Annotated in this window: 16 protein-coding genes; 10 read left to right on the top strand and 6 right to left on the bottom strand. The window is 72.1% G+C overall.

Features of this window, described 5'->3' with window-relative positions:
- The 3 genes from ACIQNG_RS09320 to ACIQNG_RS09310 all read left to right on the top strand — a co-directional run bounded on the left by ACIQNG_RS09320 (position 1) and on the right by ACIQNG_RS09310 (position 1976).
- On the top strand, positions 1-921 hold the full coding sequence (locus tag ACIQNG_RS09320; protein ID WP_401483529.1) for an alpha/beta hydrolase: 921 nt from the start codon (positions 1-3) through the stop codon (positions 919-921).
- 219 nt (positions 922-1140) lie between these two features.
- Positions 1141-1530, top strand: coding sequence for a cupin domain-containing protein (locus ACIQNG_RS09315; RefSeq protein ID WP_401483527.1), 390 nt, complete (start codon positions 1141-1143; stop codon positions 1528-1530).
- Between the two features lie 92 nt (positions 1531-1622).
- The gene (locus ACIQNG_RS09310) at positions 1623-1976 is read left to right on the top strand and encodes a tetratricopeptide repeat protein (protein WP_401483525.1); all 354 of its coding nucleotides are present in this window, start codon (positions 1623-1625) and stop codon (positions 1974-1976) included.
- A 124-nt stretch (positions 1977-2100) separates the two neighbouring features.
- On the opposite strand, the gene ACIQNG_RS09305 is transcribed toward ACIQNG_RS09310, so the two are convergent.
- Positions 2101-3498, bottom strand: coding sequence for a PepSY-associated TM helix domain-containing protein (locus tag ACIQNG_RS09305; protein WP_401483522.1), 1398 nt, complete (start codon positions 3496-3498; stop codon positions 2101-2103).
- Positions 3499-3625: 127 nt separating this feature from the next.
- Between ACIQNG_RS09305 and ACIQNG_RS09300 the strand changes: the two genes are divergently transcribed.
- Positions 3626-4279: a peptide deformylase gene (locus ACIQNG_RS09300; RefSeq protein WP_401483520.1), complete on the top strand. Its 654-nt coding sequence runs from the start codon at positions 3626-3628 to the stop codon at positions 4277-4279.
- Between the two features lie 74 nt (positions 4280-4353).
- On the opposite strand, the gene ACIQNG_RS09295 is transcribed toward ACIQNG_RS09300, so the two are convergent.
- The gene (locus ACIQNG_RS09295; RefSeq protein ID WP_401483517.1) at positions 4354-4920 is read right to left on the bottom strand and encodes an ATP-binding protein; all 567 of its coding nucleotides are present in this window, start codon (positions 4918-4920) and stop codon (positions 4354-4356) included.
- Between the two features lie 1004 nt (positions 4921-5924).
- On the bottom strand, positions 5925-7358 hold the full coding sequence (locus ACIQNG_RS09290) for a dihydrolipoyl dehydrogenase family protein (protein ID WP_401483515.1): 1434 nt from the start codon (positions 7356-7358) through the stop codon (positions 5925-5927).
- A gap of 135 nt (positions 7359-7493) precedes the next feature.
- On the opposite strand from ACIQNG_RS09290, the gene trxA reads away from it, so the two are divergent.
- Complete coding sequence (trxA, locus tag ACIQNG_RS09285) at positions 7494-7880, top strand: thioredoxin (RefSeq protein WP_401431498.1); 387 nt, start codon at positions 7494-7496, stop codon at positions 7878-7880.
- A gap of 206 nt (positions 7881-8086) precedes the next feature.
- On the opposite strand, the gene ACIQNG_RS09280 is transcribed toward trxA, so the two are convergent.
- Entirely contained in the window at positions 8087-9106 is a 1020-nt protein-coding gene (locus tag ACIQNG_RS09280; protein ID WP_401431496.1) for a LacI family DNA-binding transcriptional regulator, read from the bottom strand.
- 234 nt (positions 9107-9340) lie between these two features.
- Positions 9341-10000, bottom strand: coding sequence for a TetR/AcrR family transcriptional regulator (locus tag ACIQNG_RS09275; RefSeq protein ID WP_401483512.1), 660 nt, complete (start codon positions 9998-10000; stop codon positions 9341-9343).
- A 220-nt stretch (positions 10001-10220) separates the two neighbouring features.
- Between ACIQNG_RS09275 and ACIQNG_RS09270 the strand changes: the two genes are divergently transcribed.
- From ACIQNG_RS09270 to ACIQNG_RS09250, 5 genes are all read left to right on the top strand, one after another.
- A complete protein-coding gene (locus ACIQNG_RS09270) occupies positions 10221-10784 on the top strand; it encodes an NADPH-dependent FMN reductase (RefSeq protein ID WP_401483510.1) in 564 nt (187 codons plus the stop codon).
- A 264-nt stretch (positions 10785-11048) separates the two neighbouring features.
- Positions 11049-12512, top strand: a complete 1464-nt coding sequence (locus tag ACIQNG_RS09265) for an amidase (RefSeq protein WP_401483508.1) — start codon at positions 11049-11051, stop codon at positions 12510-12512.
- A gap of 26 nt (positions 12513-12538) precedes the next feature.
- Positions 12539-12757, top strand: coding sequence for a hypothetical protein (locus ACIQNG_RS09260; RefSeq protein ID WP_401431485.1), 219 nt, complete (start codon positions 12539-12541; stop codon positions 12755-12757).
- Positions 12758-12923: 166 nt separating this feature from the next.
- Positions 12924-14312, top strand: a complete 1389-nt coding sequence (locus tag ACIQNG_RS09255; protein ID WP_401483506.1) for a flotillin family protein — start codon at positions 12924-12926, stop codon at positions 14310-14312.
- Between the two features lie 178 nt (positions 14313-14490).
- Positions 14491-14937, top strand: a complete 447-nt coding sequence (locus ACIQNG_RS09250; protein WP_401431480.1) for a type II toxin-antitoxin system PemK/MazF family toxin — start codon at positions 14491-14493, stop codon at positions 14935-14937.
- Between the two features lie 58 nt (positions 14938-14995).
- Here the strand turns inward: ACIQNG_RS09250 and ACIQNG_RS09245 are convergent, their stop codons facing one another.
- Entirely contained in the window at positions 14996-15799 is an 804-nt protein-coding gene (locus ACIQNG_RS09245) for a TIGR02452 family protein (RefSeq protein WP_401483504.1), read from the bottom strand.
- Positions 15800-16010 lie beyond the last annotated feature (211 nt).

Raw genomic sequence — 16010 nt, 5'->3', positions numbered from 1 at the left:
ATGGATCCCGAACTCGAAGCGTTCGTCCCCCTGCTGGTGAAAGCGGACCTGACCGATCCGGTCGCTGACCGCGAGAACTACGCCGAGCGTGCCGCCGCGGCGCCCGCGCCTGACACGACCGGCATGGAGATCGAAGACCGCACCGTGCCCGCCGACCCCGACGTGCCGGTGCGGATCTACCGTCCGAGCGGGGCGCGGGGCGCCGTCGTCTGGCTGCACGGCGGCGGATGGGTGATGGGGGATCTGGACTCCGATCAGCACTTCGCCGCCCGGATCGCGGCCGGTGCCGACACGGTGGTGATCTCGGTGGGTTACCGCCGGTCTCCCGAGCACCGGTTCCCGGCCGCCCTGGACGACACGTACGCCGTACTGACCTGGGCGGCCGAACACGCCGCCGAGCTGGGCGTCGACCCGGACGAGATCGCCGTCGGAGGACACAGCGCCGGCGCGGGGCTCGCGGCCGGGGTGGCGTTGCGGGCGCGTGATCAGCGGGGGCCCGCGATCCGCTTCCAGCTGCTCCATCAGCCTCTGCTCGACGACCGCCAGGAGACCTGGTCACAGCGGAACTTCACGGATACGCCGCTGTTCGATCGGGACATCATCACGGCGGTGTGGCGGCACTACCTCGGCTCCCGACCCGCCACACCGTACGCGGCCCCGGCCCGGGCCGAGGACCTGTCCGGGCTCCCCGCCGCCTATGTGGGCACCGCGGAGGCGGACCCGCTCCGCGACGAAGGCATCACCTATGCGCTACGGCTGCTGCAGGCGGGCGTCCCGGTCGAGCTGCACCAGTGGCCGGGCACCTTCCACGGATCGCTGGCGGTCCCGTCCGCGGACGTGTCGCAGCGGCAGTTGGCCGAACTCTGCGCGGCCCTGCGCCACGCCCTGTCCCGACCCCGGGGACAAGCCGCACACCGCTGACGCACCTCGCTGATGCACCTCTCTGACGCAAACCGCGGAGACGTACCGCTGACGCACACCGCGGAGACGTACCGCTGACGCACACCGCGGAGACGTACCGCTGACGCAGACCGCGGAGACGTACCGCTGACGCAGACCGCGGAGACGAACCGCTGAGACGAACCGCTGAGGCGTCCGTGAGGACAACCGTGGAGACGACCGCAGAATGGATGTGCCGGCATGACCGTTGCCCCGATCGATCTTTTCGCCTCCTTCGTCCGCCTGGACCGCACCGGCCAGGTGCGTGCCGAGCAACCCGTATTCGACCCCGAGTGGGCCGGTTGGCAGGTGATGACCTTCCATGGGGAGACCGACGCCGACGTCCACGCCGACCACTGGGAGGTCCACTCCGCCGCGGACGAGGTCGTGTCCTGCCTCAGCGGCGGGATACGGGTCCGCTTCCGCCCGGAGCGGCCGGACGGGCGGGAGGAGGAGGTCAAGCTCGCGGCGGGAACGGCGGTCATCGTCCCGCGCGGGCGATGGCACCGCATCACCCTGGACGGCCCCAGCGACATCATGTCCATCACCTTCCCGCGCGGCAGTCGCCTGGAGAAGCGGAGCGAAGCGTAGGGCCCTTCCGGGGCCGCCGAGCAGCACCTCCGGGGTCGTGGAATATTCAACCAACCTTCGTCGGTTGTGGAGGACAGCGAAGGAGGTCACCAGTGGACACGACGACCACGTACTACGACCGTGGTACTCCGGCGGAGCGCTGGGAGCGCGCCCTGAAGTACTTCGACGCCAAGGACTACGCCGGCTCGGCGCGCGTTCTCGGCAAGCTGGTCGAGGAGGTGCCCGAGCAGACCGGGCCCCGGCTGCTGCTGGCCCGTGCCTACTACCACTCCGCCCAGCTGCGGCGCGCCGAGGACGAGCTGCGGGTGATCGTGGAGCGCGACCCGGTCGAGCACTACGCCCGGCTGATGCTGGGCCGTGTGCTGGAGCGTCAGGGCCGCGCCGACGAGGCGGAGCCGCATCTGCGGCTGGCCTCCGCGCTCTCGGGCGAGTTCACGGAGCGCTGACCTGGGCACAGCCAGGCGCCCACGCACAGGACGGGCCCGGCCCCTCCCCCACCGGGAGGAGCCGGGCCCGTCGCCGTGCCGGCGGCGCCGAGGCCGGTACCGGCGGCGCGTCTTCCTACGCCCGCTACGACGCCTGTGCGCCTGACGTCCGCCGTTCCCGCCGGTGCGCGATCGCGCCCAGAACGATGTCCACGGCGATGAACGCGGCCAGCGGTATGCCGAGCAGCGGCACGTAGTAGCCGAGGGCGGCCACGGCGGCCATCAGAGGGACGAGGAGGTACGGCGGGACCTGGGCCCAGGCGCCGCGTGGGATCGGGCGGCCGAAGGCGGAGCCCTGTCCGCGCTGCCACCACATGCGGTAGCCGAGCACGATCAGGAGGACCAGGCTGAGCGCGAGCAGCATGAGCACGATCTGGTTGGCCAGGCCGAAGAGGGTTCCGGTGTGGAAGTCGATGCCCCAGCGGGTCAGTTTGGCCAGCGGCGGGTAGTCGGAGAAGCGCAGGACGTCGATGACCTGACCGGTGCCCGGGTCGATCGCCACCGAGTCCTGTTTCTCCGGCCAGCTCCGCTGGATCTGCTTGACGACATAGGCGGAGGAGGGATCGGCGGGCGGCACGATCTCGACCGGGTCGCCGAGGCCCTCGGAGCGGGCGGCGGAGAGCACCTTGTCCAAACCGACCCCGTGGTCGGCGTCGCCGCCCGCGGCGGCGCCGTGGCCGCCGTGGTCACCGCCGCCCGCCGCGGAGACCGAGGGCGTGGCCTGGCCCAGCGAGGTGCGCAGCTGGTCGATGTTGGCGCCGGCGTACTGCGACCAGGTCAGTCCGGTCGCGGAGAGGAAGACGAAACCGGCCGCGGCCCAGACGCCGACCGTGCCGTGGAGGCCGAGGACGCGGCGGCGCCCGCGGGTGCCGCGCACCTTGCGCAGGGCGCGGCGGCGCGAGAACCACAGCGCGACTCCGCCGAGGGCGATCACCCAGAGCCAGCTCGCGGCGAGTTCGCTGTAGAGCCGCCCGGTGTCGCCGAGGTGCAGATCGCGGTGGAACTCGTCGATCCAGGTCCGCAGCGGCAGCGCTCCGCTGGAGCCGTACTGTTCCAGCGCGCCGCGCACTTCGGCGGTGTACGGGTCCACGAAGACGGCGAGGCTGCGGGCCGGGTCGACGCCCTCGACCCCGGAGAGCAGCACCCGGGTGGTCGCGTCGGCCTCGGGGGACGGACGTACGGCGCTGATACCCCCTTCGGGGTACGCCTCTCGGGCGGCGGCGACCTGTTGGGAGATCGGCAGCTTGGTGTCGCCGACCGGGACGGTCATCTCATCGGCGTAGACGAACTTCTCGGCCTGGATCGAGCCGGCGTACAGAAAGCCCGTGAGGGCGGCCACGAGCAGGAACGGCGCGACGAGCAGGCCCGCGTAGAAGTGCAGGCGCAGGACGAGGGGCCGCAGCGGCGTCCAGACGCCGGGAGGCGTGGTCGAGGGCGCTGGGGAGGGCGCCTCGTCCGTGCGGGTCGGCGGAGCGGTGGTCATGGGGGTCCTCGGGGATCGGGCGGAAGGGACGCTGAGGGTCGGTGCAGTGGTCGGCCCGATGTCCGCTCCGGTTCCCGGGGATTTGAGTGACCCCCGTCACAGCCCCGGGTTCTGTCATGCTGGCTGAATGGTGCCTTCCGTCTCCCCCGAACACCTGCCGATCGCCGAGCGGGTCGAGGAACTCCTCGCCGCCGGTGGCCCGTTGCCGATCGTCGCGGCGGGCGATCCGGTGCTGCGTCGCCCCACCCGGCCGTACGACGGTGAACTGGGGCCGGCCCTGCTGTACCGGTTCGTCGACGCGCTGCGCGTCACCATGCGGGCCGCGCCCGGGGTGGGGCTCGCCGCGCCGCAGGTCGGTGTGGCGTTGCGGATCGCAGTGATCGAGGACCCCGCGCCGGTGCCGGAGGAGGTGGCGGTGGCGCGGGGGCGGGTGCCGCAGCCGTTCCGGGTGCTGGTGAATCCGTCGTACGACGGGGTGGGTCCGGCGGGGGCGGCGTTCTTCGAGGGGTGTCTGAGCGTGCCCGGCTGGCAGGCGGTGGTGGCACGCCACGCCGAGGTGCGGCTGACGGCGCAGGACGAACACGGGCGGGCCGTGGACGAGGTGTTCCGTGGCTGGCCCGCGCGGATCGTCCAGCACGAGACGGATCACCTCGACGGCATGCTCTACCTCGACCGCGCCGAGTCGCGCTCCCTGTCGTCCAACGAGGCGATGGCGGAACGCTGGTCCCAGCCGACGCCGCACCTGGCCGCCCGGGAACTGGGCTTCACCCTCCCGGAATGAGCACCGCCCGCCGAACCGGACACCGCCGACGGGGGTACGCCATCAGCCGTACGACATGTCAGCCGCCGGGGCCATCAGCCCCGGTACGCCTCCAGCCAGCGCCGTAGGGACACAACCCACCCGGGCGGCCAAGCCCTGGGCCTGGGCAGGGCCGCCCGGGTCCCCTCGGGCCCCCGAGGCACACGGCATTCGGCCCCATCGAGCAACGGCGAGGTAGTCGCCGTGCGGCCGGTCACCAGCTGTTCAGGCAGGGCCAGTTCAACCCAGACCCACTTGCCTCGCTCATGGGGCTCGACCCCGCGAGCAACGGACAGGGACGCAACCACGGCCATGCCGCGTCCGGACTCATCCTCCGGTCCGGCCACACGCCGGGCCGGGAGCGCGGTGGACTCGTCATGCACCTTGACGCGAATCCTCCTCGGGCCGGGAACCACGTCCATGTCAATCGTGACCATCTCCCCGGCACCATGCGCCACCGCGTTGGTCACCAACTCGGAGGTGACCGATGCAAGGTCGGAAAGAGTTTCCTCGTCCAGATCGACAATCCCGTTCGTGGCCAGATCACGCACCCTACCGCGGGCCTTCGGGACGGAATCGCCGGTTCGACTCAGCGAAAAGGAAGCAAGGCTGAGGTTATCCACGATGAGAGGCCCTTCAGGACTCAAGTCTGGCGGCGAGGGCCGCTCACATGGAGAGGGTCGCCATGACTGGACTACTGCTCTCACGGGCGGAGAATCACCGAAGAGAGTCTGCAACTGCCGACCGATCGACCGATTGCCGGTATCGTCGCCGTCCGAACCCTGGCGGCCGATCCAGCAAAGCGGCGATGACCTTTGAACTTGCCATACGCGACGAATTACCTGATGCTTTTCCGAGCCACGAGATCGCGGGAGGTGGTTTCCCACCACTCAAGCGGGGCACCTGTCCCGAGTTCACGCGGCGAAGTAAACCCTTCTCTTGCCCCGCCTCCGCGGGGGTGGCCCACTGCCCAGGCGAGCCCGGTTTCAGAGGAGCGCGTTGTCCCCGCTTCCGCGGGGGTTATCCAGGTGTATCACCCCGCATCCGGTCCCATTTGGCTATGCCACCGACCCAGTTTTAGAGCATCCCACGGGATCTCGCGAAATCACTTTGGCTACTTTTCGCCTTGATTCAACGGATCTGCCCATGGACCCAGCCCAAGCGCGGGGGGGCCATCACGGCCATCCGGGCAGGGAACGTGCCGCACTCGAAGAACTTAATCATGTCGGATACCTGACAGCCCATACCCTGTGATCTGCACTTACTCCGTTCGCATCACGCTTTCCCTGCTCCGCGAGCACATCCGCCCTCCTGTGCTACCGGGTTTTCCGGAACACCGAAATTGCACGGTGTTCCGGAAAACCCGAAAGCAGCTACCGGGCCCGCCTGGGCAGATTGCGACTGGTCGGCCCCCAGAGTTTTCCCGCTTCATGTCTGTCCGTAAAACGGCTACAGACGGCCCGAGGCGCGGCTGACACCGGCGCTGTCGATCACACTGGGCAAACGGCCTCGGTGGCCGGAGGATCGCCGACTTCCCCAGCAGCGAAGCCCGGTCCTCCGCGTACGGGCGACGGCCTTCTCCCTGTAGCGACGCACGCCGACGCAGCCGAGCCGGACGTTCATCGTGTCACCCCTGCCTGTACGCCTCCAGCAGGCGTAGCCAGACCTCGCTGACCGTCGGGTAGGACGGGACGGCGTGCCAGAGGCGGTCGATCGGGACCTCGGCGGCGACGGCGACGGTCGCCGAGTGGATGAGTTCGCCGACGCCGGGGCCGACGAAGGTGACGCCGAGGAGGATCTGGCGGTCCAGGTCGACCACCATGCGGGCGTGGCCCCGGTAGCCGTCGGCGTACAGGCCCGCTCCGGCCACGGACGCGAACTCGACGTCCACGGCGCGGACCTGACGGCCCGTCTCCTCGGCCTCGGCGAAGGAGAGTCCGACGGCGGCGGCCTCCGGGTCGGTGAAGACGACCTGGGGGACGGCGGCGTGGTCGGCGGTCGCGGCGTGCGCGCCCCAGCGGTCGGTCTCCAGGATCGGCACGCCCTGGGCGCGCGCGGCGATGGCGGCGCCCGCGATCCGGGCCTGGTACTTGCCCTGGTGGGTGAGGAGCGCGCGGTGGTTCACATCGCCGACCCCGTAGAGCCAGTCGGTGCCGGTGACGCGCAGGCTGTCGTCCACGGAGAGCCAGGAGCCGGGGGTCAGGCCGACCGTGTCGAGACCGATGTCGTCGGTGTGCGGGGCGCGTCCGGTGGCGAAGAGGATCTCGTCGGCCTCGATACGGTCGCCGCGGTCGGTGTCCACGACGACGGTGCCGTCCACCCGGGCCACGGCGGTGACGGAGGTCCCGGTGCGCAGGTCCACCCCCGCCTCGGTGAGCGCCTCGGCGATCAGCTCACCGGCGAACGGCTCCATGCGGGGCAGCAGCCCCTTGCCGCGCACCAGGACGGTGACCCGGGAGCCGAGGGCCCGCCAGGCGGTGGCCATCTCGGTGGCGACGACCCCGCCGCCCACCACCACGAGCCGGCCCGGCACGGACTGGGCGCTGGTGGCCTCCCGGCTGGTCCAGGGCCGGATGTCGGCGATGCCGGGCAGCGGGGGCAGCAGGGCGCGGGTGCCGGTGGCGACGGCGACCGCGTGCCGGGCGGCCAGGGTGGTCACCTCGCTGTCGGGGCCCGTGACGGTCACCCGGCGGGGACCGGCCAGTCGGCCCTGGCCGCGGTAGAGATCGGCACCGATGCCTTCCAGCCAGCCGACCTGGCCGTCGTCCTTCCAGTGCGAGGTGTAGTCGTCGCGGTGCGCGAGCACGGCGGGGGCGTCGAGGTCGCCCTGCACAAGGTGGCGCAGGCCGGGCACCCGGCGGGCGTCGGCGCGGGCGATGGCCGGGCGCAGCAGGGCCTTGCTGGGCATACAGGCCCAGTACGAGCACTCGCCGCCGACGAGTTCGCTCTCCACGATCGCCGTGGAGAGTCCGGCCGCGCGGGTGCGGTCGGCGACGTTCTCCCCCACGGGTCCGGCTCCGAGCACCACGACGTCGTACATCTTGGGATCCGTTTCCGTCATGAGGCCAGTTTGGTGGGTGGTGTGCGCCGTGGCCACACGGGTACGCGCGCGCAGGGGAGAGCCGATGGAATAGCCAGAGGTTCAGCGGTGTTCCCCGGACGTTTTCCCCGATATGAGGAAGCAGGGATTCAGGTCATGAGCAGCACTGTCGAACTGACCAAGGAGAACTTCGACCAGACGGTCAAGGAGAACGACTTCGTTCTGATCGACTTCTGGGCGTCGTGGTGCGGCCCGTGCCGCCAGTTCGCGCCGGTGTACGAGAGGGCCGCGGAGGACAACCCCGACCTGGTGTTCGGCAAGGTGGACACCGAGGCGCAGCCCGAGCTGGCGGCGGCCTTCGAGATCCGGTCGATCCCGACGCTGATGATCGTGCGTGACCAGGTCGCGGTGTTCGCCCAGCCGGGCGCGCTCCCGGAGGCCGCTCTGAAGGACGTCATCGGCCAGGCCCGGAACCTGGACATGGCCGAGGTCCGCAAGGCCGTCGAGGCGGAGCAGGCGAAGGCCCAGCAGAACGGGCAGTGACGGACAGGGACGACAGCCAGGGACGGCCAGGGACGGACGGGGACGACGAGCAGGGGCGACGAACAGGGACGGGCAGTCGGACAGCGGCCGGGGCCCAAGAGCCGAGGCCGCGCAGCCGAGGCCGCTGAGTTGACGCCGCTGAGCCGACGCCGTTGAGTCCTGGCCGCCCGGCCACGAGGTCGCCGTGCCGAGGGGGTGTCGGAGGGTCAGCTGGACTCGCGGTGCACCACCGTGGCTCCCAGCACTCGATGGGTCTCCGGCGCCGCCCCGGGGTCGCGCACCGCGCGGTCCACGAGTTCGGCGAGGCCCCGGCCGGACGGGAGTTTGATGTGGACCGTGCTGAGGCGGGGTCGTAGCAGCCGTCCCAGCATCAGATCGTCCGCCCCGATGAGGGCGGTGTCCTCGGGGACGCGGACGCCCTCGTCCTGGAGGGCGCGCATCAGGAGCATCGCGTACTCGTCGTTGTAGGCGAACACGGCGTCGAGGCCGAGCCCGCGCCAGCGGGCGGCGAGGCCGGCGGCGGCGTCCTCCTCGTAGGCGAGGGGCAGGGTGTGGACCTCGGCGTCCGTGCCGTGCAAGGCGCGGCGCACTCCGTCGAGTCGGGGGCCGGAGAAGGGTTCGAGACCGGGTTCTTCCGGTACGACGACCCCGATCCGGCGCCGGCCGCGCGCGAGGAGGTGGGTGCCGGCGGCGTGGCCCACCTCGTCGTGGTCCATGAGGAGCGCGTGGGCGCCTTCGACGGATTCGGCTCCGATGGTGACCACGGCACGGGCTCCGGCCCGTTTCAGGATCGCGACGCCTTCCGGGCCGAGGCCCGTTCCGGGCACCAGCACGGCCACCGGCCGCAGTTCGGCCCAGGCGCGGGCCGCGTCGTCGCCGGTGAGGCCGAGGGTGCCGTACTGGACGACGGTGTAGTCGAGGCGGCCGACGGCCCCTTGCAGGTCGTCGAGGAACTGTCCGTAGAGCGGGCCGACCGGGAAGGTGGGCGAGGGCATCAGCACGATCCGGCTGTGCCCGGCGCGCAGACTGCGGGCCGCCGCGTGCGGTACGTAGCCGAGTTCCTTGGCGGCCTCGTGGACCCGGCGGCGGGTGGGTTCGCTGATCCGGACGGCGCTGGTGTTGTTGAGTACGTACGAGACGGTGGCGCGCGAGACTCCGGCGAGGCGCGCCACATCGGCGCTCGTGGGCACGGAGCGAGGCGCGGGGTTGTTCGGTATCTGCACCATGACGTACGGCAGTTTGGCAGAGAGCGCGGGCCGGGTTTCGCGCGGGATCGGGTTGTTTTCCCTTGGACTTTTCGAGTTCGTAACCCGCGCTTCACCGGATGCGCTCATTTCAGCCATCCGCGAGGAGCGGGCCCATCCGCTCGGCGAGAGGGTCACCCGCACGTCGTAGCCGGGTGGCACGCGCATGCCCCCGACTGTGGGGACATGACAAATGAGCCGGATCGCTGACGACCGTCAGGACACGTCGGCGTGGATCACGCGCGTCACCAGATCGCACCACGCCGCCTCCAGCCGCTCCAGCGGCATCCCCGACCGACGGGTGAGGTGGTGGACCAGGCTGGGGGCGAGCTGGGCCATCAGCACATGGGCGAGGAGGTCGACGTCGGCACCGGGGACGGCCTCGCGCAGCAGGATGGCGACATGGCCGTGCAGCAGCCTGCGGGCCGGTACGGCGTAGCGGCGGTCGGGGGCGGGTTCGGCGGCGAGCTGGAGTTCCAGCTCGTCCGAGGTGCGGCGCAGCATGGCGATCCCGAACGCGCGCAACCGCTCCTCGGGCGGGGCGCCGGGGCCGAGCGGCGGAGGGCCGCCGAGGAACGCCGCCTGGAACTTCCGCTCGGAGTGGTCGAGGAGCGCGTTCAGCAGGCCCGTGCGGTCGCCGAAGCGGCGGAAGACGGTGCCTTTGCCGACCGAGGCCGCCGCCGCGACCGCCTCCATCGTGACTCCGGCGGCGCCGTGCTCCGCCACCAGCAGGGCGGCGGCCTCCAGGAGCCTGGCCCGGTTACGGGCCGCGTCCGCGCGCAGACAGGGTTCGTCGGCGGCGGTCCCGAGCTGGAGGAGTTCGGCGTCGTCGGCGTTCTCCGTGGTCGACCCGAGGGGCGGCAGGGTGGCGGACATGACGTCAGCGTAAAGCATGGGGAATGAAACTGGACCCCGGTCCGGTTAGGGTGCTAGAACATCAACCGGACCCCGGTCCGGATACCTGACAGCAGCGGTTCCCTCCGCTGTTCACCGCTTCACCCTGCCTTGCTTCGCTTTTCTTCACTTCTCTCCACTTCCGTCCGCTTTTCCCCGCACTGTCCCCCCTGTCGTTCCCCGCATTCCCCCAGGAGTTCCCATGTCCGTTCAGATCCTCGCGCTCGTCGGCAGCCTCCGCGCCGGCTCCCACAACCGGCAGCTCGCCGAGACCGCGGTGAAGCTCGCCCCGGCCGGCGCCGACATCCGCCTGTACGAGGGCCTCGCCGAGATCCCCTTCTACAACGAGGACCTCGACGTGGAGGGCGCCGTCCCGGCTCCCGCCGTCGACCTGCGGCGGGCCGCCGCCGCCTCGGACGCCCTGCTCTTCTTCACCCCGGAGTACAACGGCACCATCCCGGCCGTGCTCAAGAACGCCATCGACTGGATGTCGCGGCCGTTCGGCGCCGGTGCCGTCACGGACAAGCCGGTCGCCGTGCTCGGCACCGCGTTCGGCCAGTACGGCGGCGTATGGGCGCAGGACGAGGCCCGCAAGGCCGTGAGCATCGCCGGTGGGCGAGTGCTGGACGACATCAAGCTCTCCATCCCCGGCTCGGTCACCCGCTTCGCCGAACTGCACCCCGGCGACGACGCGGAGGTGGTCGCCCAGGTGACCCAGGTCCTGGAGCGGCTGCACGGCCACGTGGGCGCGACCGCCGGGGTGTGAGCCCCGCCCCCGCCTGACCCCCGCCCACCCGGGCAGCCGGGCACCCCGGGCACCCGAGCAGCCGGGCACCCGCACACCCACGCACGCACCCGCACACCCGAAGGGCCGGAGCCGACAGGTTCCGGCCCTTCCCGCGCGTCCCCCGTCACCGCTGGTTCCCGGAACACCCCGGCCGCCGAAGACGGGGGCGACAGCCGTTCCGGTGCGCCCCTTCTGACGTTACCGTTCGGTAGGCAACCTTCCCCGCCTCCGGAGGTGCCCCGCATGACATCCCACCCTTCGACGCCCTCCACGCCCTCCACGCCCCGGCACGACCGCATCCCCGGCCTCGTCGAGACCGCCCGCGCGCTCGCCGAGGGGGAGGTGACGTCCCGGGCGCTGGTCGAGCGGGCGCTGGCGCGGATCGAGGCGACGCAGGGCACGCTGAACGCCTTCCGGATCGTGCGGGGCGAGGCGGCGCTCGCCGAGGCGGACGCGGCCGACCGGGAGTTGGCCGCCGGGGTCCGCCGTCCGCTGCTCGGCGTGCCCGTCGCCGTGAAGGACGACATGGACGTGGCGGGCGAACCCACCGCCTTCGGCTGCCCCGGGACGTTCCCACCGGCCGCCGAGGACGGCGAGGCGGTGCGCCGGCTCCGGGCGTCGGGCGCGGTGATCGTCGGCAAGACCAACACCTGTGAACTGGGTCAATGGCCGTTCACCGAGGGGCCGGCGTTCGGCGCCACCCGCAATCCCTGGCACCACGGTCACACCCCGGGCGGATCGTCGGGCGGTTCGGCGGCGGCCGTCGCCGCCGGGCTGGTCCCGGCCGCGCTGGGCTCCGACGGCGCCGGGTCCGTCCGTATCCCCGCCGCCTGGACCGGCCTCGTCGGCATCAAGCCGCAGCGCGGCCGGATCTCCACCTGGCCGCACGGCGAGTCGTTCCAGGGCATCACCGTCAACGGCCCGCTCGCCCGTACGGTCGCGGACGCGGCCCTGCTGCTGGACGCGGCCGGCGGCAACCACGCGCACGACCCCCACCGGCCCGCCCCGGTGCGGGCCCTGGACGCGGTCGGCCGCGACCCCGGCCGGCTGCGGATCGCGCTCTCGCTGAAGCCGCCGTTCACCGCCGTCCCGACGCGGCTGCACGGCGAGATCCGGGCCCGGGTGGTCGAACTCGCCGAGCGGCTGGCCGGATGGGGGCACCGGGTGGAGGAGGCGGATCCGCCGTACGGGGCCATCGGGCTGACCTTCGTGCCGCGCGCGACCGTCGGGGTCGCCGAGCGGGTCCGCGAGGTCCCCTTCCCCGATCTGCTCGACCCGCGCACCCACGGGGCCGCCCGGCTCGGCCGGCTCCTGGCCGGGCCGCCGCTGCGGGCGGCGCGGCGCGCGGAGGCGGGGCTACGCCGTCGGGTCGGCGCGTTCTTCCACACGTACGACGTGGTCCTCGCGCCCACCACCGCCGCTCCCCCGCCCCGGATCGGGGCGCTGCACGCGCTGAGCGGACTGGCCACGGACCGCTCGATGATCGCCGCCTGCCCCTACGCGTGGCCGTGGAACGTGCTGGGCTGGCCCGGGGTGAACGTCCCGGCCGGTTCCGTGGCCGGTGGGCTGCCGGTCGGGGCGCAGTTGCTGGGCCCGGCCGGCAGCGAGCCGCTGCTGGTGGCGCTGGCCGCGCAGCTGGAGGCGGAACTGCGCTGGCACGAGCGGTGGCCCGGGGACCGGATCACCTCGGATTCCCCGGCCCCGTAGCGATGTTCGCCCCTTAGGCTGTGACCATGGACGATACGTCGATGGTCGGGCTCATGGGACGGGTCAGCGGCACGGTGGGTCCCGGCCTCGTCGGCGAGGTGATCCTCCGGGTGCGCGGCGGGGCCGAGCACTTCCTGGCCTACTCCGCGTCGGGGACGGAGCGCATCGAGCGCGGCACGGTGGTGATGGTGATGGAGTACCAGCCGCCCCGGACGGTGTATGTCTCGGCGGCGTACGGAGGCTGACCGCCACGGCGCGGGGAGGTGTCCTCGCACCGAACCCTTCACAGCGGTGTCCCGAACCGGCAACAGCCTCAACCTCCGCCTGTACAGGCCGCGTTGACCGCGCCCACACTCCGTTGCATCCGGTGCCCCGACCCAGGGCACCCGGCCCCAGGGGGGTGCTGTGCCGATGTCTGTCGGCTTGCTGGTGGGAGTGGCGTTCGCCGCCGTGCTCCTGCTCGTCATCGTCTTCAAACTCATGTGGCGGGTCGCCGAACCCAACGAGGCGCTCATCATCTCCGGCTCCAAACACTCGGTGGAGGGCCTGGAGGAAGGCATGGGCTTCCGGATCGTCACCGGGCGGGGCACGCTGGTGCTGCCCGGGGTGCAAGCGGTGCGCAAACTCTCCCTGGACCTCAACCAGACCGAACTGCATGTGGACTGCGTGACACACCAGGGCATTCCGCTGAAGGTGCGCGGGGTGGTCATCTTCAAGGTCGGTGACGACTTCGTGTCGATCGCCAACGCGGCCCGCCGTTTCCTGGACCAGCAGAAGCTCATGGCGGAGCGGGTGCACACGGTGTTCGCGGGTCATCTGCGGGCCATCGTGGGCGGGCTGACGGTCGAGGACATGATCCGCGACCGGGAGAAGCTGACCGGTCAGGCCCGTGCGGCCTGTGGCACGGAGATGGAGAAGCTGGGCCTGATCGTGGACTCCCTCCAGATCCATGAGATCGAGGACCCGACGGGGTACATCAAGAACCTGTCCGCGCCGCACACCGCGGCCGTGCAGCGCGACGCCCGGATCGCGCAGGCGGAGGCGGACCGGCTGGCGACCGAGGCCGAGCAGGCGGCGTTCGCGCGGATGGCGCAGGCCACCCGGGACAGCGAGATCCTCAAGGCCGGGTACCAGGCCGAGCAGGACACGGCCGCGGCGACCGCCCGGCAGGCGGGCCCGCTCGCGGAGGCCGGCGCACGTCAGGAAGTCGTGGTCCAGGAGACCCGGGTGGCCGAACTGGAGGCCAAGCGGCGTGAGCAGCAACTCCAGGCGGATGTGCGCAAGCCCGCCGACGCGCGGGCGTACGAGCAGCGCACCCTCGCCGAGGCCGAGCGGGACGCCATGATCTCGGTCGCGGAGGCGCGGGCGAAGGAGACCCGGGCCACCGGTGAGGCCGAGGCCGCCGCCGCGCAGGCCAAGGGGCTCGCGGAAGCCGAGGCCATGCGGGCCAAGGGGCTCGCGGAGGCCGAGGCGATCAAGGCGCGGGCCGCCGCGCTGGCCGAGAACCAGGAGGCCGTGGTCGCCCAGCAACTCGCCGAGAAGTGGCCGGAGATCGTGGAGGCGGGGGCGTCGGCTTTCGGCAATGTCGACAACATGGTGCTGCTCAACGGGGCCGACGGGATGGGCGAACTGTTCGCGAAGGCGCTCACCATGGGCGGTACGGGGCTGGGGCTGGCCCGTCAGCTGCTGACCACCGTGAACCCGGGCGGGGCGACGGCCCCGGCGCACAACGGGCAGCCCCTGAACGGCACTTCGCCGGCGGTGACGCTCGGCGAGAAGGTCTCCCTCGACGAAGGGTGATCCCCGACGACGGGTGATCCCCGACGACGGGTGATCCTCGGCGACGGGTGATCCTCGGCGGCCGGAAGGAAACACCCCCGTACACCGGCGGGCCGCCCCCGTGAACCCGCGAGGACGCCCCCGTACACCCGCGGGGGCGCCCCCATCTACCCGCGGGGGCACCCCGTAAGGTGCCCCCGTGACCGCGTACACCGACGAGAACGCTCCCGGCCGTCAGGGCCCCTCCGCGACCACCGAGGCCGATCCGCGCGAGGTCGGCCGGGTGCGGACCGAGTACGCGCCCGCGCACGACGGCGACCCGGATCCCGGGGAGATCGTGTGGACCTGGGTGCCGTACGAGGAGAACGACGGGCGGGGCAAGGACCGGCCGGTGCTGGTGGTCGCCCGTGAGACCCGGGGCACCCTGCTCGCCGTGCCGCTGTCCAGCAAGCGGCACGACCGTGAGCGGGACTGGGTGCCGATCGGGAGCGGGCCGTGGGACCGGTCGGGGCGGGAGTCATGGGTGGATGTGGACCGGGTGCTGCGGATCCATGACGAGGGGATGCGACGGGAAGCCTGCGCGCTGGACCGGACGCGGTTCGACCGGGTGCGGCGCAGGCTTCACGAGCGGTACGGGTGGACGTGAGGAGCGCGGTGACACGTGCGGTGCGGGGCGGTGGCGGGACGGCCGACCCCGGGCACGTTCACTCGAATGTCCGTCGGAAGGCGTCAAGGGTCGTCCGGTCCTGGGTGCGGTCCAGGACGGCGAAGACGACCTCCTCGAAGCGGCCCGCGCCCGGGCCGTCGGTCAGCAGGTCCCGGAAGGCCCCCGCGACCGCCGCCGGGTCGTTCTGGAACACCCCGCAGCCCCAGGCGCCCAGGACCAGTCTGCGGTAGCCGTACGACGCGGCCGTCTCCAGGACCCGGGCGGCGCGGGCGGCCAGGGCGGCGGGGATCTCGTCCGCCCGCTCCGGCGTCTGCCGGCGGATGACGCCCGCGTTGGGGGCGGCGGCGGTCAGGAATCCCACGGTGAACGGCGCGTCCAGCAGCCGGGCGGCCTCGTCGCGGAAGACGGGGACGGACGGGGAGTGGATCACGCGGTCCGTGTAGAACGGGTCGCGGTGGGTGCGGTGGTGGGCGTAGAAGTCCGGGGCCCGCAGCAGACAGGTGTAGAGGGCCGAGGCCCGGCACACGGCCTCTTCCTGGGCCTGGGCGCCGTTGAGGTAGCCGCCGCCGGGGTTGCGGGCGGAGGCGAAGTTCAGCACGGCCGTACCGGTGCCCAGGCGGCGGGCGGCGGTGAGGCTGCTCTCGCCGGTGACGCTGACGGAGGTGGTGACGGCGGGCGCGGGCGGCACGTCGACCGGGTCGGGGCCATGGACGCGGGTGCCGTCGGCGGCTGTCCCGATCTGTGCGGCCAGGGTGACGAACCGGTCGCTCGCCGTGCGGTATCCGCCCTCGGCGACGATCCGCTCCGTCTGCCGGGCGATCTCGCGCAGACGGGCGCTCATGGCGCCACCCCCGTGGACGCCATGACCCCGCCGTCGGCGGTCTCCCCCGTGCCGTGGTGCTCCCCCGTCGTGCTCACGCACTGATCCTGGGTGATGCTGGTGGGGCGGTGCAACGGAGTTTCCCGGGTCCCGGAGCGGTTACCGAGGGTCATATGGAGCGTGTACATCGAACGTCCCGATACGCACTCTTGTGCGACGCGGCGGAAAGGTC

The organism is Streptomyces sp. NPDC091377 (assembly GCF_044757045.1).
In the GTDB taxonomy this organism is placed as follows: domain Bacteria; phylum Actinomycetota; class Actinomycetes; order Streptomycetales; family Streptomycetaceae; genus Streptomyces.
The sequence above is the reverse complement of the archived record's forward strand: the minus strand, read 5'-3'. Positions and strand labels throughout refer to the sequence as shown.

Coding starts and splice junctions, on each gene's coding strand:
- ACIQNG_RS09315 (WP_401483527.1), top strand. CDS start 1,141: ATGACCGTTGCCCCGATCGATCTTTTCGCCTCCTTCGTCCGCCTGGAC.
- ACIQNG_RS09290 (WP_401483515.1), bottom strand. CDS start 7,358: ATGACGGAAACGGATCCCAAGATGTACGACGTCGTGGTGCTCGGAGCC.
- ACIQNG_RS09255 (WP_401483506.1), top strand. CDS start 12,924: ATGTCTGTCGGCTTGCTGGTGGGAGTGGCGTTCGCCGCCGTGCTCCTG.
- ACIQNG_RS09320 (WP_401483529.1), top strand. CDS start 1: ATGGATCCCGAACTCGAAGCGTTCGTCCCCCTGCTGGTGAAAGCGGAC.
- ACIQNG_RS09280 (WP_401431496.1), bottom strand. CDS start 9,106: ATGGTGCAGATACCGAACAACCCCGCGCCTCGCTCCGTGCCCACGAGC.
- ACIQNG_RS09245 (WP_401483504.1), bottom strand. CDS start 15,799: ATGAGCGCCCGTCTGCGCGAGATCGCCCGGCAGACGGAGCGGATCGTC.
- ACIQNG_RS09275 (WP_401483512.1), bottom strand. CDS start 10,000: ATGTCCGCCACCCTGCCGCCCCTCGGGTCGACCACGGAGAACGCCGAC.
- trxA (WP_401431498.1), top strand. CDS start 7,494: ATGAGCAGCACTGTCGAACTGACCAAGGAGAACTTCGACCAGACGGTC.
- ACIQNG_RS09300 (WP_401483520.1), top strand. CDS start 3,626: ATGGTGCCTTCCGTCTCCCCCGAACACCTGCCGATCGCCGAGCGGGTC.
- ACIQNG_RS09260 (WP_401431485.1), top strand. CDS start 12,539: ATGGACGATACGTCGATGGTCGGGCTCATGGGACGGGTCAGCGGCACG.
- ACIQNG_RS09270 (WP_401483510.1), top strand. CDS start 10,221: ATGTCCGTTCAGATCCTCGCGCTCGTCGGCAGCCTCCGCGCCGGCTCC.
- ACIQNG_RS09305 (WP_401483522.1), bottom strand. CDS start 3,498: ATGACCACCGCTCCGCCGACCCGCACGGACGAGGCGCCCTCCCCAGCG.
- ACIQNG_RS09265 (WP_401483508.1), top strand. CDS start 11,049: ATGACATCCCACCCTTCGACGCCCTCCACGCCCTCCACGCCCCGGCAC.